This window comes from Pseudomonas sp. H1_F01, assembly GCF_054681425.1.
This window is the reverse complement of sequence record NZ_CP162823.1, coordinates 4,386,222-4,406,277: the sequence shown is the minus strand read 5'-3', so window position 1 is coordinate 4,406,277 and position 20,056 is coordinate 4,386,222. Positions and strand designations below refer to the sequence as shown.

Here is a 20,056-nt window from a genome sequence, read left to right as displayed (position 1 = left end):
AACGTCTCCTATTGGCCGAGGCTGTGTAAAAACGTTTTAAAGCAGGTTTAAGGTCAGAACCAGAACGAAAATCGCGTTCCTACGCAAATTTCAAGTCCACTGATTACCAATCACTGGCAGATTTTACGTGGCGACGCGGACTTCAAAGCAGTGGATACGTTTTTACACAGCCTGGGCCGATTGTTGCCTGTTGTGAAGGGCTGCGTTCGTCCCTGGGTGCCGTTGACGAAAAGACGGCGAGCGTCTCGGGATGAATAACAGAGCGGTAAAGCGGCGAGTGTGCACTTCAGAATCAACTTGGGTTTCGATTCCCACTAATGGGGCCGTTGAAAGTTAATCTCTTTCGATTTTAAGAAACGGATTATCGAGTGGCATCACTTCAAAAAAGAGTTTGGGATCCTCAATCAAGTAGCCCTTCAAGGTTGTTTTCTTCCTCGGGCCTTGCACTTGGCATGTCCAGACATTCAGACCGTTGTCTCGCTTCCTGTGAACCTTCAGCTTCTCGAACTGTTTCTGCACCCAACGCCATTCTTCAATTTCCCGATCTGAACCCTGCGAAACGCCTGGAAACTCCTGCGCATAGCGTTGGAAGAGACCAGGCGTCACCAGAAATACGCTGCCACCCACCGTGTGGATTTTGGCCTTGCTGTCATTGATGATCAGCTTATGGCTCAGAATCCCTTCTTTGACCCAATTCAGGAATGTCTGGCCTGGGCTATCCGATTGAAGCGTTGAAGTATCGTCAGCACTTTCCGACAGTGCATCATTGGCCTCGGGCTCGTCCAACTCGAACATGTCCAGCAGCGAGCCGAGATAATCGGCATCCTCTAGCGCCATGGGGGCCGGCTGCGGTTGGCTTTGACCTGATCCTGCACTGACTGTCTCGGGCGCTGGTGTTGGTAGCGGGGTGTCAGCTGAGTGTTCATGAGCCGCAATGCTCACTGCTCCGCTAAATACCTCAGGTCGGTCTTCGTTCCCCCAAATCAACGCCGGTTGAAGGCGCAAAAAGGTAAAGCTCTGCTGCCAGTTTCCCTGAACCACTAGCGCGGTCCAGATGGCTTTGCCTTCCGGCGTGGACTCAACCAATCCATGCGATTGCAGCTCATCGAACACCGCGATGTTGGACGAGGGAATGCCCTCAATCGATTGCGACAGCAGATAGGCTCGCAGCTTGTCCGTAACCGTCTTGCTGACCAGCCAGAGTGCGTCCTGGGTCAGCCAGCCCGCGGCACCTGGCTGGTTGAGTTTCAGCTCATGCTGAACCAAATGACGCAGTCCGCTGATCAGGTGATGTTGCAGCGAATGAGTCGGGGCTTGCAGCGCCTTGCTCGGGTTACCACCGATGTTCTGTGCGGTGGAAACACGGTCTGCCTGCATCACCAGCTCACCAAGCATGCCGGCACGTTCGTACTGGCCCGCCAGGACATACAGCAGGGAGGCCCACAGTGACGGAAATCCGCTGAGCCAGTCCATGATAGGTCTGTCGAGAATCTGGGTGTAGAGCAAGCCCGCGGCCGCGCCATGCAGATGGTAGTCTCGCCCCTTGAGGTAGCGGAAACGATAAGACTGATCCAGGGATCCCTGCCAAGGATGCCAAACACAGCCATCCTGGCGTTCGACCAGCAGGTCTACAGCGATTTTGCCGATGTCATGCAGCAGGGCTCCATAAGCGATGCCGGCGGACCAGGCATCTGTCTGGGCGGCTTGGTCTTCGGGCGCGGCGCCGGTGGGAAGCAGATACGACTGACGCAATTTCAAACTACAAGCGACCAGCTCCAATCCATGATCGAGCATGCCGCCAAGATAAGCATGGTGGTGCGTCTCGCTGGCTGGAAGCTGCTGGACCAGCTCGGCGTAGCGATGGATCGGATTTAAATAGAGCTGGCTGAATTGCGGATGGGAGAGGGCGGTGTACTGCCAAATGCGATCAAGCAACTGGCGGCGATGCTCGGCTGCTAACAAGCTCTGGGACGATTCGATGGACAGGTACCCATCGGTGACTTTTCCGGTGGGTGGCGGAGGAGGCTTTTGCCTTTTTTGCCGAAACAGACTGAGCATCATGGTCCTCCCGGGAACTGGCAAAGTCAGTGACCTTTTAGCCTTTTCGGATAGGGCTCTTACCCTTGACTCCCCCATTCCCTTCCAACCCTTACCCGTCCTTTTGCCGTGTGTCCCTTTGTGCGGCAATCGGAATATCGATTTGTCCTGGTGTCGTTTTGTTGGATGCGCATGCTGGTACGAAAAAGGAAAGTGTCGGTACACTGCGGTGCGAATTTTATCGGGTCTTGCCATGAACCTCACTGACGCCACGCTCATACTGCTGCTCGCGGCACGTATCCATGGAACAGACGAAGCCGTCAGGGCCTCGGCGAAGAGCGTGGTTAAGAAGTTGCCGCGCAGCAAACGCGATCTGATCTACAAGGTGATCGACAGTCGGAGTCCGCTCGAGCTAGTGGATTATCTGGCTGAGAATCTGGATACGTAACAGCGTACTGCGGTTACGGGATTACCTCATGTTCTTTGCGTCAGAGCACCGCAGTGTGGAGATTTTTCTGTGCATAGAAAAAGGGTCCAACTCGTGTTGGACCCTATGAAGAGTGTGCAGCGGTGAGATGACGATCAAGCTCGATCGTTCATGCATCGCGAGTCATCCATTACCGTCTGCTTCCGTTGCTGCTCCAGGTTGAGCACGTACTCCGAAGCGCATCGGGCCTGGCCACTGGCGCGGAAAATCGCGCGGTTGTCAGCCTTGAGCAGGCCGAGCCAGGAGTCGATATAGCCCTCGTGCCGAAGCTCTCCCCGTATACCGGCGTAGGCACATAAAAAAGCGGCGCCCATTTCGGCGATCAACTCTTCAAATGCATAGCCTGGCGAGCCAAATGGACACGGAGAGGTCACGCCTTCGCGCTGCAATCGAGAGTGGTGTCCGGTCCAGTGCGTCAGCTCGTGAAGTGCAGTGGCGTAGTATCCACCTTGATCGTGAAATTGCGATTTTGTCGGCAGTTGGATGAGATCCCTGATCAGGTGGTAAAAGGCTTCGTCGGCAAATCGATGAATGATATTCGCGCCCGAACTTAGCAACAGGCTTTCGGCAGCACTGTTGGGGAAGAAGGGATCGCTCGGTTCTGTCTCGAGCATGGTTTCGTTGAGCGTTTCGAGCCCCTCCGTTTGCTCGATGTTGAACAGAAAATGCGTCTTGAGAATGCCAAAGTGGGCGATCTTGGGCTGACCATTTTCATCCATTACGGGTTGACCTGACTCGGTCTGTTCCTCGCGCTCCATCGGCTTGTAGAGCACTGCCAGGGTGCTGTGCTCACCCTTACGAATGTGCCCGCCGGCTTTTTTGGCTTGATTGAAGGTCAGCCAGCGATCTTGAGTGAACCCCTGCAACCTAGCCTCGGCCCAGAGCAACGGTAAATTGATGCCCGAATAGGGACGCTGCGTGACGGCGTTGATGGGATAGGGTTGGTGATTACCGACGTCAGTTGAGCCACTTGAGGACCAGGGCTTGATCCAGGGGGCTACGCCTTGGTCTAACGCGGCAACAATTTTGTCAGTCACGTCTTGGTAGATATTACGCATGGCATTTTCCTCGAAGAACCGGAGGAACGCCTTGCCCGTCGGGGAGGGTTCCCCGGTGGGTGTTGATTGGATTGGTGTAGGACTGCGTGTAGCCTGAGTTGGATCAGTGGCCGGGTATGGCCGTTTGCGTTTAGCGTTGCTGCTCTTCCACAAGCGCAATCAGTAAGGCGTTAGGTTGGTCTGATGCCTGAAGTAGGCTGAGGCTCAGTCGCAGCAATGGTTCATGTTCTGCATCACCCACTGAGCCGAACTTGGCTATCTCGAACACCACGTAGGGTGCGTTTGGATCGGCCAGGTGAGCTTTGAAGGCTGCGCGTACGACGTTGCTCAGCCTATCGAGCTGCAGTTTTTCAGGATGATTTGAACCATCGAGCAATACTGCGTGTTGCCACGCGTCTGGAGTGAACACAACGGGCAAGCGCAGAGTGTTCAATGCTTCGCTTGTGAGTGAGTCGGACATGGTGTGCCTCCGTTGATAGCGCGAAGAATCCTGTCCCATAGGGGAAAGAATTTCCCCGCAGTGGGTTGAAGAAAAGCAAGAGGGTTTGGGACGAGCTGAGCTCGAAAGGCGCTCGGGAGAGGAGTAGGCGTTCATCACCGTGAAACGTGACCGTGCGAACCACCGAACGCTAATCGCACTAGGGGGGAACCATCACCGGAGTGACGTAGCTTTGAAGGTTCTGGCTACCTGGGAAGGTGCTGTCGATAACAGCGATCCGTACTCTCTATGTAGCTGGATGATATGGATGGGTCAACGGCCATAGAGGCACTGGTGCACGAGCTGCGTCTTCTGTCTTCCAGTGACGCGTTTTTCGACCGAGCAAGCTGATAAACGGTTAAGCATGGGCGATTATCAGTAGTAGGCTGTAAGCTCGATTTCCACAGGAACACGCTCAGAAGAGGGCGCAATCATGCCGGCTCAGCAGCCACTTCAAATATCCCGCGCACACCGCTGGGCATATGCATGCGGTATGTCGGTAAAACGTGTTTATCGCAGGTTGAAAGGATTTGAATCTCGTGTGGCTAAACGTGCGGTGGCGACAGGTATGCCTGCGGGTGGGCTATTGGTTCGTGGGAGCTTTCTGGTTACGAAGCTGGCACTCATCCTTGGGTTGCTCTTTATCGGTTTCTGGTTGGTAGCTTCTGTGGTGACGATGATCGCTGTGATTGGACTTCTGGTGTCCAAGACTGCCATTGATGCGGATATTAATGAGGCGGCACCCGGGGCAGACTACCTTGGTGCCGACCTCTACATCGGTGACTTCGACGACAACGGGCATTACATCGGCGACAGCAAATCATCTAATTGAGCGGCTAGCCGCCCCCACTACTTGATCCGTACCTTTGCTTGCTGAATCACTTGCTGCTTTGCTGCCGTTCGCCAACATGCCTTGAATCCCGTTTCCTACTGCATATCCTGTCCAGCTCATAGCTCCAAGGAACAGCATAGGCAGTACGATGAACATTGCCCCCATCACATACTCAATCACCTGCGCCGTGACCGTTCCATCCATAAATCCGGATGTCGGCAGCGACAACAGCACCTGATTGGAAGTCGACACTTGGTTATACAAGGTATCGAGCATGCTGGAATCGACCCACCGGGCCAGCTCCCACCAGAAGGTCAGCATGTGCAGCGTGAACAGCGCGAACGTCACCGTCATGACGGTCTTTAGCTGGTAGGTACTGACCAGCAGGATCAGTGGCAGGCTGATGATGACGCCCATGATCAGGAAAGCCTGCACCATGGGCAGGGCGGCGCGTAGCGCATTCATCGCCGGGAAGTTGCTGAAGGAGCCGAGAGCCAGCCCAGTGTTGGTGGCCAGGTTATTAAGCCCCTGATTGATCGACCCACCGCGAGCACTGGAGCCGTAGTCCTGGTACACCTGTCCTGGCGACATGGACATCGATTGTTGGCGCGGGCTGACCAGTTCGCGCAGCGTGGCATCCTCGATTTCGTTGCTTGAACGGCCAGTCAACCAGCTTTTCAGTTGAGTCAGCAGCGACGGATCAAGCTGCTCGATCAACCGTTCGCGCAACCCGATACCGCTGTCACTCCACCATTGTTTGCAAGTGGGGTAGCCCGCGCCATTCTCCAGCCGTGGCAAGGAAATATCGCGGGTTTCATCATAGGGCCAGCTGACTCGCGGTGTCCGTGAGCGATCGGTATCGTAGTAGCCCGGCGTGTCGAGAAAATAGCGTGAGCCGATCCAGGACGCATCGTGACTTTGTGCCTTGTCCAACTGAGGACGGTTGGTGAAAAGTCGAGAGCGGGAATAGCCGTAGCAGTCGCGAGTGAAGTCGGCGACTTCCTGTAGCAATACCTGGTTATCAATGCGAGAACTGTCGATCTCCATGCGCATCTGTCGGATGTCCGGTGCGCAGGGAATGGAGGCGGTGGCCGCTGCGGTCACTCCTTTACTCAAGGCGTGCACCAGAAACCACCAGATTGGCACATTGGCAGAGCGTTCTCCGATGGTGTTGAAAGTGGTACCCCAGGCGGTTTCCGCTGGCTTGGCCACGCTGACACCGCAGCGTTGGCTCGCTGCATCGTCGAACGCCATTGAAGCGAGGTTTAGCGGAAAGACCGGCGCGCAGCCGAACAATACGACAATGTAGGCCAGCCAAAGCCGGTTCTCAATTCGAGGTACCGAGAGCAATCCTTTGTTGCCTTCATCCGCGCCTTGCTGACGGGCCGACAACCATTCTTGCAAGATGATTGCACCAAAGGGGGCGGCGAACAGGCCAGTATCGGACAGGACGTTCCAGATACCGTTGTTGATGATCCATGCCAGCAGGGAGAGGTAAAACTCCAGGTAGCTGTTGGTGCTCATGAGCATGGTGGTGACCTCACAATCGAGTGAGCTCGACGCAGGTAAAGAGCAAGAGCCCGAATGTCCCGGCGCGTTTCACGCGCAGTCGGTCCTGTGGTCGATGTCGGTAGCGCCTCAGCAGGTCGCACCAGAGTGCAAAGAGGACGCCGTAGAGCAGGGCGCGCCACAACCGCAGATAAGGCCGTATCGATTCCAAGGCTTGCTGCCAGACCTCGAAACTGCCCAGCGCAGTGCGGCCGATCCAGGCGACCAGTGCGGCGGCCAGGATCATCGCTGCTGCAACCCAGAGACTTGAAAGCAAAGTGAATAGCAGTGAGCGTTTCATGGCTCACTTGCGCCTGGCGTCAGCGTCGTTGAGTCGGCCAGGTTCAGGGTCGCCTTGCTCGACGGTACGCGACGCATCAGCACCTCCGGCATGTCGATCGAGTGCAAGGCTGGCGGTATTGGTAGCCAACATTTGTCGGACCTGCAGCTCGGTCTGCAACAGGCGGATTTCGCGCTCCAGCGTGTCGATGTTTTTCGTCAAGGCCATTTGGGCCGGTTCGGCGGAAGCGATGTTAGGTTCGTGACTGCCTGCCAGCAGCGTGCGCAATAGCAGGAGCGCTTTGTCGAGCACGCTGGACAGGGCCGTCTCACTGGCCAGGCGCCGCGCCAGGAGTTCCTGATCAGGATCGTCGCGCAGGGCTTCGATCACACCTCGGGTCACTGGCAGCATCGGGCTGGAGGCTTTGCTCAGATTGTCAGGGGTAGGCGGCAGAGAACCGGACAGCAATCCTTGCAGGGTCTTGAGATGTTCACCGTAGGCCTCCTGGATCAGCGGCGTCAGTCCGTTGCCAGCGGTAGCCCGCAGAGTCTCGCAGGTGTCGCAGGTTGCGACTTCGGTCTCGCCCAACACTCGAACAGCCCATTCGGATTCCTCTTGGGGTGAGGTCCATGCCTGGCAAATAGCGCCGCCCAAGCAATCACTGCTACTGATCGAGGCGCTGTCATCCACCGACCGGTTATGCAGCAGGTTGTAGCCCGCGCGCACCACATCGGAGGTTGCCCGGATGGGGGTTTGTCCGCTACCTCCAGCCTTCTGCCCGCCGACCCATGACACCCCATTGTTGCCGTTACGGGCCTCGGTGTTTTTCACCGCGGCCACCGCATCACCGCCGGTTTGTTCGAGGTTGCCCTGCATTTCCTGGTTCTTGGCCAATGCGCCCCAGCCGGCTTGACCGACCTTGTCCGCCATCTTCTCAGCCATGGCCTGGCAGGTCAGCTTAGAACGGTCGAAGTCGATACGCCCCTGCATCACTCCGTTGCTCAACAACTCATAGAGACCCGGGTTGGCACGCTGGATGATCAACGCCGGCAGCGACATCACTGCTTGGGTCGCGTTCTGCACAATGCTGCCCATGATCTGCTGGAACCCTTCGGTGACGCCATTCAACTGGTTTTGCAGGGTGTTGGTGAGGCTCATGTTTCCGCACATCATGTTCGCTTGCCAGGATCCGCCGACACCGAGCCCGTTGGGGCGATAGAGCGAGCTCGGCGAGCCCGCTGCCGAGCCGCCACCGATGGTGTACATCACCCGGTCGTCGAGCACTTCGCCTTGAGTGCCTAGACGGTAATCGTCCTCGGCGGCGTGGGCATGCGTGGCCACGGCGAGCAGTCCGCAGAGCAACAAACTCATCGGGCCCAACCATGGTCCTGCAAGAAGCCGCCTCATGAAGCACCACCTTCGAAGTCGATGCTGAACAGGAAGGTCTGTCCCTCACGCTTGCAGCAGCTATAAGGACGCCACAGCGACCAGGCGTAGCCTCCATCCGCGCTCTGCACCGGATCGCTGGGGAAGATGGCACATGTGGGTTGAACCACGGGAGAGAGCAATTGCCATTTGTGGGTCGAAGCGTCGTTTTCAACGATTGGGCCAGGCGGCCAATAACCATCGCGTGGTACGGATGTGAGCGGGACATACACGTGCGGCTGCCAGTTGCGGGTAATGACGTCACCCGCTCGCTGCGCCATCACCGCAGCGGCTTTGAAGTCGTCGGGTTGCACCAAAAATCCTTGCCGGGGATAGACGTTGCCCCACATGTTGCCCGCGAGCTGACGACCGATTTCACGGATTCCCGGCACGAGTGACTCGGGGTAGAGGCTTTCCGGGATGCCATGACGCCAGGCCAGTGAGTCCCAAGTGCTCAGGTAGTAGGGCATGAACGCCGTGGCACCGCTGGCGCAGGCGTAGCCGGATTGCGAGGCCAGTTGCGTGGCGGCCCAGCCGCCTGGATGACCGATGGCATCAACGTTTTTGAAACGAGGCAGATTATCGCGCTGTGTGTTCGGCGTGATCAGGTTACCGCCTCCTTCCGCACCACTGATAGGAGAGGATAGGGCGGCCATCTCGGTCCAGGGATTGGCACCGGTGGTGGCATAGCTCGAGACCACTAGCTCAGGAATGAAATGACGAACCTTGGTTGAGGTTTTAACCGTGCAGCCAAAAGGGGTGCAGAGCAACCAGAAGCAGATGCCGACGACCCTGTACTCGAGGCAGTCTGGAGAAAGCACGGAGGCGGTAATGCTGCCGGTATCCAACGCTACGCTTGGCCCGGATGCCAGCAGAAAGCTCAGCACCAAAGGATGTAGCTTCTGGGGCGAAATGTGCGGGCAGGCAGCAAACATGATCCAGACTCTGAGTGTATGGCCTGGACAGGTTCAATAATTGAGAGAGGGGTGTCAGTGAGAAAGCCGAACGCAGAATTGTCGGTTTATAGCGATCTTCTAGATCAGCAGAGGGTCATTCAGCGCTCAGTGTACGAGCAAGCACGTCAGACTCAATGAGCAACTGATCCGTTTTGATCTCGAAAATGTTGGCGAGTTTGCAGAGGACCAATAACGACGGGTTGCCTACCCCTCGTTCGATTTGACTCACGTAGGTACGATCCACCTCGGCCATGAGCGCCAATTGCTCCTGGGTAAGGTTCTTCACGCGTCGCATCGAGCGGATATTTTCCGCGAGTTGCAGACGGAGCTGTTCGAAGTCTTGAGTCATGCGCGCAAACTGCGCCTTGAGGGACTCTCAATCCACGGGATATAGTCTACATTGGCTCTGATTCGGGCTTTTTTGATGCTTAAGCCGAGTGTCAATTTTGTTTCTATGCTGCTTAGAACAGACCGAGCATTAATAAATAATCGAAAGCTAAGGTGTCTATGGACGAAAATTACGTTTCAATTCCGGCGGCGGACGGCTGCCCGAGCCTTTTGACACCGTGGGGCAGCGAATTTGCGCCTATGATCGAACGTGGCGTGCAATGCGCCCAGGCCTGGCTTAATACACCCGGTGACGTACCACTGTGGTGGGAACTGGCGCAGTCTCGGAAGACTTGTCCGGCAGGAGAATCTCAGGATGCTTTCGAAGCAGGATTTTTATTGAGAGTTCAGCAACGGCTTCAAGGCGTTTCACCGTAGCCGTGCGGCTCCAACCCTGACGATATGGCCTACACGGGAAAATTTACTGGAAGGTATGGTTCCAGGCTCCATTCCTCTAGAATGGAGATCTGACAGAAGTGGCGTTGGTCTGTGACAAACAGATTTACGTAGCTGGGATTCTGATAAGTGCAGATTCTGCACGCTCTGAGAACGTGGAGCGCGATATGAAAGCCGACCAAGTGTTGAGTGACGATCTGGTGAGCCGACTGGAGGGTAAAATCCCAGCCATGGCTGAAGGTGCGATCAATACGGCCTATATCAACGCGCTGGCGGCCGGACGCAGCGTGATGGAAGTGATGGACGGCAAGCTCGTTGAGACGACTGCCGACGGTAAGCACAAGGTTATTCGAGTGGCCAAGCCCAAGCATAAAGTGACCTTGGGCGGGATTATCAAGGTGCACCGCTGCTCATGACCGTCCCTCGGCTGAGGGTGTTTGCCGGCCCTAATGGTTCCGGTAAAAGCACAATGAAAAGTGCCGTCCCTTCCCACCTGATCGGGATCTACATCAACCCGGATGAAATCGAAAAGGCTGCCAAAGAGGGCGGACGCCTGGAGTTCAGCGATTTTCAACTGGAAGTCGAAGGCGACGAGGTTCTCGGCTTTATCAAGGCGCACCGACTGATTCGGTCGACCCAGCTCGTTGAAGAGGCATCCAATATAGACTTCAGCAATAACGGCCTGAATTTCCAGTCCGTCGCGATGAATTCCTATTTTGCTTCCGTGCTCTCTGATTTCATGCGGCACAAGCTCCTTGAAGCCCAGTTGTCTTTCACCTTCGAAACGGTGATGTCTAGCGAGGACAAAGTCGCTTTTATGCTTAAGGCAAAAGCGTCGGGATATCGAACCTACCTCTACTTTGTCGCCACTGAAGATCCTGACATCAATATCAACAGGGTCAAGAACCGTGTTGCGGCAGGTGGGCACCCAGTCCCCACGGAAAAAATTGTGCAGCGCTACGGTCGTTGCCTGAACCTATTGCCAGCAGCCATCGCAGCCTCGAACCGGGCTTATATCTTTGATAACTCCGGCGCTGATCTGGTGCTGCTCGCTGAAGTAACAGACGGGACTGACCTTGAGTTCAGGGCTGATGAGATCCCTGACTGGTTCATGCAAGCCTACGTGGAGAAGGTTTTCAAGGATTTGCTGCCGGGTTGATCGAAACCTAGGATCAGCTCCGTTTCACTTAATTCCTCGCATCCTATCGATCCGTTCAGCTACCCGGTAAGCCGCCTCCAGTTCCGAGCAGCCGGTGCTCTGCATCAGTGTCCAGCGTTCGGCTTTTTCCTCGGGCTCCGTCATGGCCAGGGCGAGATAAAGACTTGGCGGCACGGCCCGAAACAGCGTCTCGAGCTTCTTCGATAGCACGACCCCCTCAGTGTATTTCACCGGCTCCTTACTGGCGGAGAGCAGCAAGGCTTTCTGTGCCGGCGTGAGTTTCTTGAACCGTGCGATTTCTTCGATTTCCGCGGGCGGCATGTTCAAGCAAATCCACCATTCGATCATGTTGAGCATGGTCTGCGCGGCGGTGGGGAAGTCGGCAAGATTTTGCGTCGCCAGCCAGAACCACGCGCCGAGCTTGCGCCACATCTTCGTGCCCTTGACCACGAAGGGTGCCAGCAGCGGGTTCTTGGTGATGATATGGCCCTCGTCGGTGACCATGATGATCGGTCGGCCCAGGTACTGGTCTCGTTCGGCAAGGTTATTCACGGTGTTCATCAGGCTGATGTAGCTGATGGACATCTGTGCCTCGTAGCCTTCGCGAGCGTAGGTGGCCAGATCGACAATGGTCACATCGCTCTCTGGCCAAGGCGTGCCTTCACGATCGAACAGTTCACCCTCGAAACCCTGGCAAAACAGGTCCATGGACTCGCCCATTTCCTGGGCACGCTCGCGACGTTTCTCTGGCAAGTGCGGGTCGGCGGCGACGCGCAGCAACGCGTCGCGCACGTCGCGGGTCAGTACCTGGCGCTCCGCTGCGACACAGGTCTGTGCCGCATCTAGGATGCACTCGCGGATCAAGCTGCGATCGGCTCGACTCAGGCGCGCTTCTTCCTTGGCTTCGCCGCCGGTGATCATCAGGCGGGCGGTGATTTCTAGTTCTCCGAGAACATCACGTTGGTCTTCGCGACTGGTTATTACCTCATCGTCCCACTCATCGATCGACAGACTTGCCACCTGATCCGGTTGTTCGACCAGGCGCCAGGCATCGGCGAACGGGGTGAGATTGATCGCGGTACCAGGTTTCAATTGGACCTTATTGACCGACAGGCCTTGCGTTGCGAAGTAGTCGCCCTGCAAGCCGAATGAGTTGCCGGCCTCCACGATAAACAGGCGAGGGCGGTACACCGCCATGACCTGCATCAGCAGGGTGACCAGGGTGGCCGACTTACCGGCGCCGGTCGGACCGAACAGCAGCAGATGGCCGTTCATAGCCCGGTCTAGTCGAGACAACGGATCAAAGCTCAACGGCGAGCCACCACGATTGAACAGGGTGATGCCCGGGTGGCCGGTGCCGGTGCTGCGACCCCACACCGGGACCAGGTTTGCCAGGTGCTGGACGAACATCAGGCGTGTGTACCAGTTGCGCGTGTCGCGGGCCGGGTTGTAGGCCATCGGTAACCAACGCAGATAACTGTTACAGGTGGCAACCTCGTCGCCTTCACGTACCGGCTGCAGGCCCGCACCCAGTAGTGCATTGGCCAGACTGACCGAGCGCTGGTGCAGTTGCTGTTCATCGTGACCACGCACGTAGAAGGCCAGGGTTCCCCGGTACAGCTTGTGCTGGCGGCCGATGACCGCGCGAGCCTCTTCGACATCCTGACGGGTCTGGGTCGAGGCCAGGTTTTCACCGATGGCTTTGCGCGCCAGGCGGTTCAACTGCTCCTCAAGTACATCCTGCGGTTTGACCACCAAGGTTAGACTCATGACTGTACCTTCGGGTAACTGGTCGAACAGTGCATTCACCGCGTCACCTTTGCGGGTTTCTCCGGTGAGTTGACCAATCAAGGGCGCTCGGCGCAGCTTGTCCACCACCATGACCCGATGGGGTTGATCATCGAAAAACCAGAGCCCGTGCTGGACATCCGAGCGCGGTTCGTTGAAGAACAGCCTCTCGGCGAAGTCATGATCGAAGGGCAGTTCCAGCGACTCGCCGTCGCCCGACTCCGGATAGGCCACGCGGCGGTAGAATTCCTCGGGGTCTTCGTCGGTGAGCCTGGGTGCCGGATTGAACCAGGGCAATAACCAGGCATACAGACCTTGGCCATCGACTCGCGTCGATTGCACCCCGCATGCCTGCAACGAAGCCACGATACGTTCGCAAGCCTGCTGCAGGGATTGCACTGGACTGAGTCCCATCTCCTCGGCGCCAGACTCAATCCAGCGATAGATCACCAGGCGCACCAGTCGATTATTGCCGCGCCAGGGTAGGCGCGTGACGGCCTTGTCCTCGAACAGACCTCCCGGCTTGGCGATGGCCTTCAGGTGACGACGACTGAGTTCCAAAAACGTTTCGGTGAAGACCGTGCCTCGCGCGCTGTCTTGAATGTAATCGGTGAGCCGCGTCAGGTAGGGGGTGAAATCGTTATCGTCCTGGCAGAAAAACTGCGCCACCCAAGGCGCTTGGTCCAGTTCGTCAAAGCTATCCTGCAGGGCGTCTTCGAGGGCATCGCGGGCTGTCACAAGCCAATCGGGTTCGCGCCCTTCAGTGCCGATGGGCAGCAACTCGAACACCGCGCCCACCGAGCGATTGTCATCGAGCAGAAAACACTGCTCGGTGTCGAGGTACTCGACCCAAGGCAGGTGATCGGTGAAGCTGGGGTTGTGCGCGTAGAGTGCAGCTTCATCGGCCAGGGTCGCTCGAGGGCGCAATGGGTTGCGCCAGGCCTTCCACGCAGAAGTGCGCTTGCCCGAATCGGCGGTACGCACTACAGGTCTTCTTGACGTTCACCCGGCAATGCGTACTGCACCCGTTGGTAGAACGGAAAGACGGTGGAGTAACCTGGGATCGGTGCCTGCTCGGTACCGCTCAGGTGCGGATACACGTACAGCACCAGATCGGGATTGGGCAGGCGAGGGAACAAGTTGCGGATCTCGTTCGCCGCTGTGCGCGTGTACGGTTCCTGGAGAGCCGCGGAGACATCTGCCTGAGCCAGCGGGCGGCGTAACTGCTGCCGAGCATCCAGCAGTTGCTGCTGAGTGCCTTGCGACCCTGCACCGTTCCAGATGTCCAGCATGGTTTGCTCGCCATGGGGCAGCAGCGTGTCCTTGTCAGTGGAACACCCTGTCAGGACCAAGGAAAACACACTAATCCATGTCAGGCAGAGAGGCATGGTCTTTTTCATGGCGAACGCTCCGGCCCTTGGGCTCGTAGTCGATGGTGATCTCACGGTCGAGGTGCAGCGCGACTTGGGCGGCCGGTGGCACGTATACGGCAGCAAAGGTCTCGCCATAGAGTTTGTTGATCCACTCCCGGATGTCGCTTACCCCACCACTGAGAATTGAATTCAGCGCGCTATTGCCACTGCTGCTGGCGACCCCGAGCGTACTGCCGCCCGAACTGATCACGCTGCTGTTGTTCTGCTCATCCCCGAGCAAGGCGGCGACACCGGCGCCAGCGGCCGTGATCAAGCTCTGGCTGCCGAGGTACTGTTGAGCGTTTGAGCGGCGCTCACCGGCAATGCAAGGAATGCCATACGGATCGGACAGGTAACCGAGTCCGCCACGAATCTTGTCGGTGTTTGAGCTCTGGGTGGTGGTGGCATTGCGACTGGCTACTGCCTTCGGCTGAGGCACCGTGCGAATGGTGCCGTCGGTAAACACAAAGGTAATTGACTCGACCTGTCCGCGTACGCACGACAGGGTCCAGTCGCCGGAGGCTGTGCCGCTCATCACGGCCCCTGCGACGTCCGGCAGGTCGATGCCGTTGGCTGTCAGGTTCTCCGGACCAACCAGCACCTTGAAGGGGTAGGGATCATTCACGGTGCCGTCCACCGGGACCCGGCCGATCAGCGCGGTCATGGCGACCGAGCCCATCAATGTCGCGTTTTCTGGAATGGTGTAGACCGGCTTCGCGCCTTCGGTACGATCAGCGGAGCGTGTCAGGTCACGTTCACCCTTGGTGACCTCGCGTAACTGCTTCTGGCTGCGGTCGATGGCATTGTCCTTCAAGCCCTCCAATGAGCTGAACGCAGTAGGCAGACTCAGAGCGGACGCGGTCTTGGTTTTGCCCTGGGGGGCGGTGGACAGAGCATCCGAGGGCTCAATCCACTGCAGTGCATCATTGGCAGAATGCTGCCGTTCGAACTGGGAGCCGTCGCCCGGCTCAAGCCCCAGTCCGATAGGCATATCCTTGTCTTTGCCGGTCAGCCCCGACAGCTGCTCCTGCAATTGCGTCAGCAAACCGCGGGCCTGGCGACTGTCTTGTTCCGCTTTGAGTCGAGCCTCGTTGGCTTGTCGGCGACCTTCGTCGACCTGTTGAGTCACGCTGCCAAGCGCCGTCTGGATACGCGAATCAACACTGTTTTCCCGCTCGCGAAGGCGGTTGTTCTCCGTCTGCAGCGAATCGTTGTGTTTTTTCAAACCGAGCATGTCGCTGCGCATGGCCTTCACCTGGCCGACCAAGGTGGCGACCGTGTCGCGTGGAGTATCGCCAGCAATGCCGAGCGACTTGGCTTGCTCGGCGGATAACTGAAGGTTGCCCTGATCAACCGAGCTCTCTGGAGCGGGCGCGCTGCTACCCGCGACCCAGGTTTTCAGGATGATCATCACCACGGCCAGCAGCGCAGCCGGTACCAGCCATTTGAGCAAGGCGTTAGCTTTCATCGTCAGCACCCCGCGCTACGGGCGGTGGCAGTACGGCGTTTTCGAGGCCGGCACCGCGAGTGACGAGGTAGGCGACCGTGGTGTCTTCAGCGCTGCCGACCGGCCCGAGGAACGCATGCTGGAAGGCCCCAGCGAACAGCTTGGCCTGAAGCCGACGCGGATCGAGTTGCACCGTCTCTGAACCACGATTGCGCAACTTCACCGCCGTCACCCAGTAATCACCGAGTCGCCAGGCGGCGATGGGTGTGCTGGACACGTTTTCGGTCGGCAGCAGGGTTGGCAGTTCGGTGCGCAGCTTGAGCGGGACGCGGCGTACACCGGGCAGAGACTCCACGGTGCGTAGCGGCGCGTACAGGCTTTGCGCGGCGTAGCGCGTCAAAGCGACCGGGATCGGTGTACGCTCTGGAACAGGGACGGTGCTCGATTCAGCCTCGGTAGCTTGCATCTGAGTAGTCTTGAGAATACGCACAGGCTCCAGCGGTTGATCACCAGGCGTGGCCGCGATATCCAGTAGGATGATCTCGCCCGTCGTGACTGATTGAAGTTGCAGTCGAGTAGGTGCAATGGCTTCTGACGCGCGCAGGTACAGCGTGCCGCCGGTTGATTGCACACGCAGTTTGCCGGTCAGAGTTAAGGGTACGCCGACTCGAACAGCCTCATCGATAAAGACCACTCGTTCTTGATTGATCACCAGCGGGACCGCAAGGGGAAGGCGTTCCCAGCGCATCAACTCGACGGCCTGCGCTGCAGCTCCCCAAAGCAACAGTGAGACGGTGAGTCCCAGAATAGAGATTCGCTTCATGGCTCACCTCCAGGCAGGGAGATTTTCTGCGGCGTGCCCTGATAACAATCCAGCGCCAGTCCCCACTTATTGCGTTCGGGGTCCAGATCAAAACGCACCACGCGTAATGGATAACGCACCACCACCCGTTTCACCGGTTCCGCGGCGTAATACTCATCGGCGTTGAGGTCGAGGGTGACCAGCCAGCTATCACGATCGAGTTGCTTGACCCTGAGTTCTGGATCTTCGCTATAGCCCCGGCCCAGAATTTCGTAGACGCCGCGCACCCGCTGGCGCAGTTCGCCGGCGGCCTTGCGGTATTCGTAGTCGCCGTCGAGGAAGGCCTTGCAGGCGGGCGTCAGATAGGACTGCAAGCCATAGATGGCGCGGCGATAATCCAGCTCGCCATCCGAGGGCCAGCGGTTGAGCTGACCAAAGATGTACAGGGCAAAGGCATAGACATTCTCTGAGGGGATATCCCACCACTTGCGCGTGCTGCCCGAGCGCAGATCTGGTGGTACATGCACGGTCAGATCGGTCGGTGCCGAGCGCCAGCCGTACCAGAGCCCGGCACAGACCAGGGCAAGGATCATTACTGCCAGGCGCAGGCTGTAGATATGAGCCTGTTGGGCATCCACCTTGTTCCGAAAACGGCTCATGACGGCCACCGGGACAGAGCAGGGCGCAGTCGACGCGAACGGCGAACCGTCCAGACGCCGGAGTGAAGGATTAAACTCCCTCGACCCAGGCGCCAACGGCTGGCGAGTATCCATTCCAACTTGCGGTACAACCAGGTCTCGGGGCGGGCACGCTTGGCCCGACGCAGCAGCGTGCCACCGGCCAATAACACCACCGCCATGCCCGCGATCATGCTGGTGGGCGCGACGGCAATGGAAGCGGTGGCGATTGCCAGAGGAACGCCCAGCAGAAGGCCAATGACGGCGCCGATGCCGAGTGCTACCCACATCTCATCATTGGTCAAACCGCGCAATACAGCGGGGTCACGGTTGAGTCGCTCCGGCAGAAAGACCAAGGTGCCGTCGGCAAGGCGTTCGATACTGTCGTTCATGTCGACCTCACAGAATCGCGGCTGCCTTGGTCAGGAACCAGATGATGATCACCACCAATAGCGCTCCGATACCAACCACAGCGCCGAGATCTTTCCAGGTCTTGCGCTGGTTCTGCACGTCGGCATAGACGGTCAGGGAGTGCCAGGCCACGCCGAGAAACGCGAGCAGAGCGATCAGCAGACCAAGCAGGATGCCGCCGTCGTAGGCGTAGTTTTTGATCGTCTCGATCAACCCGGAGCCTTCACCCCGTGAAGGAGCTTCCATGGTCGGAAGTTCGGCAAAAGCCAGGCTTGGACCGAGCACCAGCAGCAGACCAATCAAGCGCTGGCTCGCGCGATCACGCATGTTGTTTTTCAGGGGGACAAGGCACTTGAGCATGACGGCGATCTCCTGGATTAGGACAGGGTGAAGAACATCAGGACCAACAATGCGAGCAGCACGCGCATGGCGCTGCCACCGAAGGCGCCGAAGCGCACACTGCCGGCCGCCCATCCCCGGTAAGCCGTCCACATCACCCAGGCGCACCAGAGCAACGCCAGAACGAGAACCAGGGACAGCCACAGCGTCGAACTGCTCTGCGGTGCGAAGCCGGTGGCGTTTTGGAATGCTGCGATCTGAGCGTCAGTCATGCTCATGGCGAGGCCTCCGCAATCGGAGTGTCGAGGCGGTAATCGCCGACCAGCTCATCGGGGTCGCGGGGCTGAGCACGGGACGGGGATAGGTAACTCCGCACACCTTGGTGGATGCGCTGGATGTCTTGAACTAGGCGGGGATAGTCGAAGCGATAGCGATCGTCTGGTTCAGCCGTGCTGGCTACCTTAGCTCGCGTCGCAAGACGTTCGAGCGTGTCGAGTTGCCGCTGGATAAGGCTGAGTTGATCCTGCTCATGAGCCGAGTCGGCATAGCTACTGCCGTGAACGATAGCTAGCGAGAGTAGTAAGCAGCGAAAGACGGTAGTCGACATGATCCTGTCCCGTATGGAGCTGGGAGCAGAATCAAGTCAGGGGGCGAATTATTCAGCATTAAACGCGAGGTAGGATGTATCGCTTTTTCGGAGGAGAACCGAATAGGTTTACTCGCACATACATCGGCAATCGATTCGGCGCAAAAGAAGGCTCAGACAGCTCTCAGTCCAAAAACGATGTGTTTTTCATGAGGCAGTGAGTGGGTCGGCTCATGCATAAGGCAGTATGGGTGACGAAGAGCGAATCATCGCTTAGCATTGGAATGTTCGTTTCTCATTACTCTCACCTGAAGGAAGTTTTCATATGTCTCGTTTGGCTGAATTTCGTAAGCTTGAGCAACAACTCGCCGAACAGCTCGCAGAGCTTGAGTCGATGAAAAGTGATTCCGGCTTGAAAAAAGAAATGGAGTTTGAGAGTAAATTGCGGGCATTGCTTGGCGAGTACGGCTTCAGCTTGAAGAACATCATTAGCATCCTGGACCCAGAGGCTGGCCGTCGTTCCTCGGCACCGATAGCAGCCCCTGTAAAGCCAGCTCGTAAAGCTCGCGATGTAAAAATTTACAAAAATCCGAACTCTGGTGAGCTGATCCAAACCAAGGGAGGTAACCATCGCCAGTTGAAAGAATGGAAAGTCGAGTTTGGCGCGGACGTCGTAGAGTCGTGGCGTACTCAGTAAGATCGGCTTGATCAGGGCTTTGCAAGGGCCCTTTTTTGCTACTGAGGGTGCTGAATCCTCAGTGCGAATCTTGGTCCTACTTCTGCACCCATCTTCAGAGATACTTCTTAAATGTCGTTGCCGTGATTGCTACTGTAATGCCAAGCATTACGGCACAAGGCAAAAATACAACCATAGGATTGAGCGAAAAGGGCAGGGATAGGTAGATAATCCAGGGCACAAGCAATAGCGGTATCACTCCTCGTTTAGCGCGGTGATAGACGAAGCTACTCTCTCGTCCAGCACCAAATTTGCGCAGGTCGCGACGCATCAGGCCATCGATAAAACCGGTGAGAGAGGCCAGCAGAAACAAGGGTGTGGCCAGAACCAGAATGGTCAGGCGCACCACGAAGGTAAAGGTCACATACACCGCCGCCAGCACGAAATCTTCAATGCTCACGTATAGCTGGTTGATCCACCCCCAGAAGCTGTTACCCATGCTCGATACCCGCGCCTGCTGGGCAAAATCTGCAAAGCCAGTTTTGACCAGTAGCCACTGATTGATTAAATCCAGCCACTGGATAATCGTTGGCCCAGGCTGTTGGATGAGCAGTGAACATTTGAAGTGCTCGCTGAGCCAGCCTAACTCACTGTTTAGCATGGCCTGACTATGCCGCCAGCCCTGATCACCCCAGAACAGCAGCAAACCAGCGAACTCGATCAGGATCGAGAATAGCAAAGAGGCGATTAGCAAACCGATGACGCGCAATACCAGGCTGATCGTCGAGATGATCAGTCCGGTACGCTGGATCGGTTGTGGTGGCATGTTCTGGGCGGAAGTCGCCATCGTTCACTCCATTGCATGCCGCCGAGTT

At 57.3% G+C, this 20,056-nt stretch carries 24 protein-coding genes; 6 read left to right on the top strand and 18 right to left on the bottom strand.

What is annotated here, in order from left to right:
- Nucleotides 1-333 precede the first annotated feature (333 nt).
- Complete coding sequence (gene mobH / locus AB4O09_RS19860; RefSeq protein WP_027912536.1) at nt 334-2,058, bottom strand: MobH family relaxase; 1,725 nt, start codon at nt 2,056-2,058, stop codon at nt 334-336.
- Nucleotides 2,059-2,290: 232 nt separating this feature from the next.
- Between mobH and AB4O09_RS19855 the strand changes: the two genes are divergently transcribed.
- The gene (locus tag AB4O09_RS19855; protein WP_027912535.1) at nt 2,291-2,485 is read left to right on the top strand and encodes a DUF7740 domain-containing protein; all 195 of its coding nucleotides are present in this window, start codon (nt 2,291-2,293) and stop codon (nt 2,483-2,485) included.
- 134 nt (nt 2,486-2,619) lie between these two features.
- Here the strand turns inward: AB4O09_RS19855 and AB4O09_RS19850 are convergent, their stop codons facing one another.
- Nucleotides 2,620-3,582 carry an ArdC family protein gene (locus AB4O09_RS19850; RefSeq protein WP_027912534.1) on the bottom strand — a complete coding sequence of 321 codons (963 nt, stop codon included), beginning with the start codon at nt 3,580-3,582 and terminating at the stop codon, nt 2,620-2,622.
- A gap of 130 nt (nt 3,583-3,712) precedes the next feature.
- The gene (locus AB4O09_RS19845) at nt 3,713-4,042 is read right to left on the bottom strand and encodes a hypothetical protein (protein ID WP_027912533.1); all 330 of its coding nucleotides are present in this window, start codon (nt 4,040-4,042) and stop codon (nt 3,713-3,715) included.
- A 451-nt stretch (nt 4,043-4,493) separates the two neighbouring features.
- On the opposite strand from AB4O09_RS19845, the gene AB4O09_RS19840 reads away from it, so the two are divergent.
- The gene (locus AB4O09_RS19840) at nt 4,494-4,892 is read left to right on the top strand and encodes a DUF3742 family protein (RefSeq protein WP_027912532.1); all 399 of its coding nucleotides are present in this window, start codon (nt 4,494-4,496) and stop codon (nt 4,890-4,892) included.
- Here AB4O09_RS19840 and AB4O09_RS19835 read toward each other — a convergent pair.
- From AB4O09_RS19835 to AB4O09_RS19815, 5 genes are all read right to left on the bottom strand, one after another.
- On the bottom strand, nt 4,881-6,422 hold the full coding sequence (locus tag AB4O09_RS19835) for a conjugal transfer protein TraG N-terminal domain-containing protein (RefSeq protein ID WP_027912531.1): 1,542 nt from the start codon (nt 6,420-6,422) through the stop codon (nt 4,881-4,883). The genes AB4O09_RS19840 and AB4O09_RS19835 overlap by 12 nt on opposite strands.
- 10 nt (nt 6,423-6,432) lie before the next feature.
- The gene (locus AB4O09_RS19830; RefSeq protein WP_027912530.1) at nt 6,433-6,741 is read right to left on the bottom strand and encodes a hypothetical protein; all 309 of its coding nucleotides are present in this window, start codon (nt 6,739-6,741) and stop codon (nt 6,433-6,435) included.
- Between the two features lie 3 nt (nt 6,742-6,744).
- Nucleotides 6,745-8,127 carry an integrating conjugative element protein gene (locus AB4O09_RS19825; RefSeq protein ID WP_027912529.1) on the bottom strand — a complete coding sequence of 461 codons (1,383 nt, stop codon included), beginning with the start codon at nt 8,125-8,127 and terminating at the stop codon, nt 6,745-6,747.
- On the bottom strand, nt 8,124-9,080 hold the full coding sequence (locus AB4O09_RS19820) for a TIGR03756 family integrating conjugative element protein (RefSeq protein WP_027912528.1): 957 nt from the start codon (nt 9,078-9,080) through the stop codon (nt 8,124-8,126). The genes AB4O09_RS19825 and AB4O09_RS19820 overlap by 4 nt, the downstream gene beginning before the upstream one ends.
- A 115-nt stretch (nt 9,081-9,195) precedes the next feature.
- The gene (locus AB4O09_RS19815; protein WP_027912527.1) at nt 9,196-9,450 is read right to left on the bottom strand and encodes a helix-turn-helix domain-containing protein; all 255 of its coding nucleotides are present in this window, start codon (nt 9,448-9,450) and stop codon (nt 9,196-9,198) included.
- Between the two features lie 158 nt (nt 9,451-9,608).
- Between AB4O09_RS19815 and AB4O09_RS19810 the strand changes: the two genes are divergently transcribed.
- The 3 genes from AB4O09_RS19810 (at nt 9,609) to AB4O09_RS19800 (ending at nt 11,043) form a co-directional block, all read left to right on the top strand.
- Nucleotides 9,609-9,866 (top strand): LasR-specific antiactivator QslA, encoded by a 258-nt coding sequence (locus AB4O09_RS19810; protein WP_080712583.1) that lies wholly within the window; start codon nt 9,609-9,611, stop codon nt 9,864-9,866.
- A 185-nt stretch (nt 9,867-10,051) separates the two neighbouring features.
- A complete protein-coding gene (locus AB4O09_RS19805; protein ID WP_017529804.1) occupies nt 10,052-10,300 on the top strand; it encodes a hypothetical protein in 249 nt (82 codons plus the stop codon).
- Nucleotides 10,297-11,043 (top strand): zeta toxin family protein, encoded by a 747-nt coding sequence (locus AB4O09_RS19800; protein ID WP_025214491.1) that lies wholly within the window; start codon nt 10,297-10,299, stop codon nt 11,041-11,043. Before AB4O09_RS19805 ends, AB4O09_RS19800 begins: the two co-directional genes overlap by 4 nt.
- Nucleotides 11,044-11,067: 24 nt before the next feature.
- Here the strand turns inward: AB4O09_RS19800 and AB4O09_RS19795 are convergent, their stop codons facing one another.
- Genes AB4O09_RS19795 through AB4O09_RS19755 form a run of 9 tightly spaced genes read right to left on the bottom strand, consistent with a single transcriptional unit; the run spans nt 11,068 to nt 18,526 of the window.
- Nucleotides 11,068-13,815, bottom strand: a complete 2,748-nt coding sequence (locus AB4O09_RS19795; protein WP_027912526.1) for a conjugative transfer ATPase — start codon at nt 13,813-13,815, stop codon at nt 11,068-11,070.
- Nucleotides 13,815-14,231 carry a TIGR03751 family conjugal transfer lipoprotein gene (locus tag AB4O09_RS19790; RefSeq protein WP_032833227.1) on the bottom strand — a complete coding sequence of 139 codons (417 nt, stop codon included), beginning with the start codon at nt 14,229-14,231 and terminating at the stop codon, nt 13,815-13,817. Before AB4O09_RS19790 ends, AB4O09_RS19795 begins: the two co-directional genes overlap by 1 nt.
- On the bottom strand, nt 14,194-15,711 hold the full coding sequence (locus AB4O09_RS19785) for a TIGR03752 family integrating conjugative element protein (protein ID WP_460108433.1): 1,518 nt from the start codon (nt 15,709-15,711) through the stop codon (nt 14,194-14,196). Before AB4O09_RS19785 ends, AB4O09_RS19790 begins: the two co-directional genes overlap by 38 nt.
- Nucleotides 15,701-16,513 carry a TIGR03749 family integrating conjugative element protein gene (locus AB4O09_RS19780; protein WP_027912523.1) on the bottom strand — a complete coding sequence of 271 codons (813 nt, stop codon included), beginning with the start codon at nt 16,511-16,513 and terminating at the stop codon, nt 15,701-15,703. The genes AB4O09_RS19785 and AB4O09_RS19780 overlap by 11 nt, the downstream gene beginning before the upstream one ends.
- On the bottom strand, nt 16,510-17,151 hold the full coding sequence (locus AB4O09_RS19775) for a PFL_4703 family integrating conjugative element protein (RefSeq protein ID WP_027912522.1): 642 nt from the start codon (nt 17,149-17,151) through the stop codon (nt 16,510-16,512). Before AB4O09_RS19775 ends, AB4O09_RS19780 begins: the two co-directional genes overlap by 4 nt.
- On the bottom strand, nt 17,148-17,561 hold the full coding sequence (locus tag AB4O09_RS19770; RefSeq protein ID WP_027912521.1) for a TIGR03750 family conjugal transfer protein: 414 nt from the start codon (nt 17,559-17,561) through the stop codon (nt 17,148-17,150). Before AB4O09_RS19770 ends, AB4O09_RS19775 begins: the two co-directional genes overlap by 4 nt.
- A gap of 7 nt (nt 17,562-17,568) precedes the next feature.
- Nucleotides 17,569-17,940 carry a TIGR03745 family integrating conjugative element membrane protein gene (locus AB4O09_RS19765; protein WP_027912520.1) on the bottom strand — a complete coding sequence of 124 codons (372 nt, stop codon included), beginning with the start codon at nt 17,938-17,940 and terminating at the stop codon, nt 17,569-17,571.
- 17 nt (nt 17,941-17,957) lie between these two features.
- The gene (locus AB4O09_RS19760; RefSeq protein ID WP_027912519.1) at nt 17,958-18,197 is read right to left on the bottom strand and encodes a TIGR03758 family integrating conjugative element protein; all 240 of its coding nucleotides are present in this window, start codon (nt 18,195-18,197) and stop codon (nt 17,958-17,960) included.
- Nucleotides 18,194-18,526, bottom strand: coding sequence for an integrative conjugative element protein, RAQPRD family (locus AB4O09_RS19755; protein ID WP_027912518.1), 333 nt, complete (start codon nt 18,524-18,526; stop codon nt 18,194-18,196). Before AB4O09_RS19755 ends, AB4O09_RS19760 begins: the two co-directional genes overlap by 4 nt.
- A 304-nt stretch (nt 18,527-18,830) precedes the next feature.
- Between AB4O09_RS19755 and AB4O09_RS19750 the strand changes: the two genes are divergently transcribed.
- Nucleotides 18,831-19,202 carry a histone-like nucleoid-structuring protein, MvaT/MvaU family gene (locus tag AB4O09_RS19750; protein ID WP_027912517.1) on the top strand — a complete coding sequence of 124 codons (372 nt, stop codon included), beginning with the start codon at nt 18,831-18,833 and terminating at the stop codon, nt 19,200-19,202.
- A 94-nt stretch (nt 19,203-19,296) separates the two neighbouring features.
- Here the strand turns inward: AB4O09_RS19750 and AB4O09_RS19745 are convergent, their stop codons facing one another.
- The gene (locus tag AB4O09_RS19745) at nt 19,297-20,028 is read right to left on the bottom strand and encodes a TIGR03747 family integrating conjugative element membrane protein (RefSeq protein ID WP_027912516.1); all 732 of its coding nucleotides are present in this window, start codon (nt 20,026-20,028) and stop codon (nt 19,297-19,299) included.
- Nucleotides 20,029-20,056: the final 28 nt, after the last annotated feature.

What these genes read in the sequence shown, in the direction of transcription:
- mobH (WP_027912536.1), bottom strand. Translation starts at nt 2,058, where the DNA reads ATGCTCAGTCTGTTTCGGCAAAAAAGGCAAAAGCCTCCTCCGCCACCC.
- AB4O09_RS19855 (WP_027912535.1), top strand. Translation starts at nt 2,291, where the DNA reads ATGAACCTCACTGACGCCACGCTCATACTGCTGCTCGCGGCACGTATC.
- AB4O09_RS19850 (WP_027912534.1), bottom strand. Translation starts at nt 3,582, where the DNA reads ATGCGTAATATCTACCAAGACGTGACTGACAAAATTGTTGCCGCGTTA.
- AB4O09_RS19845 (WP_027912533.1), bottom strand. Translation starts at nt 4,042, where the DNA reads ATGTCCGACTCACTCACAAGCGAAGCATTGAACACTCTGCGCTTGCCC.
- AB4O09_RS19840 (WP_027912532.1), top strand. Translation starts at nt 4,494, where the DNA reads ATGCCGGCTCAGCAGCCACTTCAAATATCCCGCGCACACCGCTGGGCA.
- AB4O09_RS19835 (WP_027912531.1), bottom strand. Translation starts at nt 6,422, where the DNA reads ATGCTCATGAGCACCAACAGCTACCTGGAGTTTTACCTCTCCCTGCTG.
- AB4O09_RS19830 (WP_027912530.1), bottom strand. Translation starts at nt 6,741, where the DNA reads ATGAAACGCTCACTGCTATTCACTTTGCTTTCAAGTCTCTGGGTTGCA.
- AB4O09_RS19825 (WP_027912529.1), bottom strand. Translation starts at nt 8,127, where the DNA reads ATGAGGCGGCTTCTTGCAGGACCATGGTTGGGCCCGATGAGTTTGTTG.
- AB4O09_RS19820 (WP_027912528.1), bottom strand. Translation starts at nt 9,080, where the DNA reads ATGTTTGCTGCCTGCCCGCACATTTCGCCCCAGAAGCTACATCCTTTG.
- AB4O09_RS19815 (WP_027912527.1), bottom strand. Translation starts at nt 9,450, where the DNA reads ATGACTCAAGACTTCGAACAGCTCCGTCTGCAACTCGCGGAAAATATC.
- AB4O09_RS19810 (WP_080712583.1), top strand. Translation starts at nt 9,609, where the DNA reads ATGGACGAAAATTACGTTTCAATTCCGGCGGCGGACGGCTGCCCGAGC.
- AB4O09_RS19805 (WP_017529804.1), top strand. Translation starts at nt 10,052, where the DNA reads ATGAAAGCCGACCAAGTGTTGAGTGACGATCTGGTGAGCCGACTGGAG.
- AB4O09_RS19800 (WP_025214491.1), top strand. Translation starts at nt 10,297, where the DNA reads ATGACCGTCCCTCGGCTGAGGGTGTTTGCCGGCCCTAATGGTTCCGGT.
- AB4O09_RS19790 (WP_032833227.1), bottom strand. Translation starts at nt 14,231, where the DNA reads ATGAAAAAGACCATGCCTCTCTGCCTGACATGGATTAGTGTGTTTTCC.
- AB4O09_RS19785 (WP_460108433.1), bottom strand. Translation starts at nt 15,711, where the DNA reads ATGAAAGCTAACGCCTTGCTCAAATGGCTGGTACCGGCTGCGCTGCTG.
- AB4O09_RS19780 (WP_027912523.1), bottom strand. Translation starts at nt 16,513, where the DNA reads ATGAAGCGAATCTCTATTCTGGGACTCACCGTCTCACTGTTGCTTTGG.
- AB4O09_RS19775 (WP_027912522.1), bottom strand. Translation starts at nt 17,151, where the DNA reads ATGAGCCGTTTTCGGAACAAGGTGGATGCCCAACAGGCTCATATCTAC.
- AB4O09_RS19770 (WP_027912521.1), bottom strand. Translation starts at nt 17,561, where the DNA reads ATGAACGACAGTATCGAACGCCTTGCCGACGGCACCTTGGTCTTTCTG.
- AB4O09_RS19765 (WP_027912520.1), bottom strand. Translation starts at nt 17,940, where the DNA reads ATGCTCAAGTGCCTTGTCCCCCTGAAAAACAACATGCGTGATCGCGCG.
- AB4O09_RS19760 (WP_027912519.1), bottom strand. Translation starts at nt 18,197, where the DNA reads ATGAGCATGACTGACGCTCAGATCGCAGCATTCCAAAACGCCACCGGC.
- AB4O09_RS19755 (WP_027912518.1), bottom strand. Translation starts at nt 18,526, where the DNA reads ATGTCGACTACCGTCTTTCGCTGCTTACTACTCTCGCTAGCTATCGTT.
- AB4O09_RS19750 (WP_027912517.1), top strand. Translation starts at nt 18,831, where the DNA reads ATGTCTCGTTTGGCTGAATTTCGTAAGCTTGAGCAACAACTCGCCGAA.
- AB4O09_RS19745 (WP_027912516.1), bottom strand. Translation starts at nt 20,028, where the DNA reads ATGGCGACTTCCGCCCAGAACATGCCACCACAACCGATCCAGCGTACC.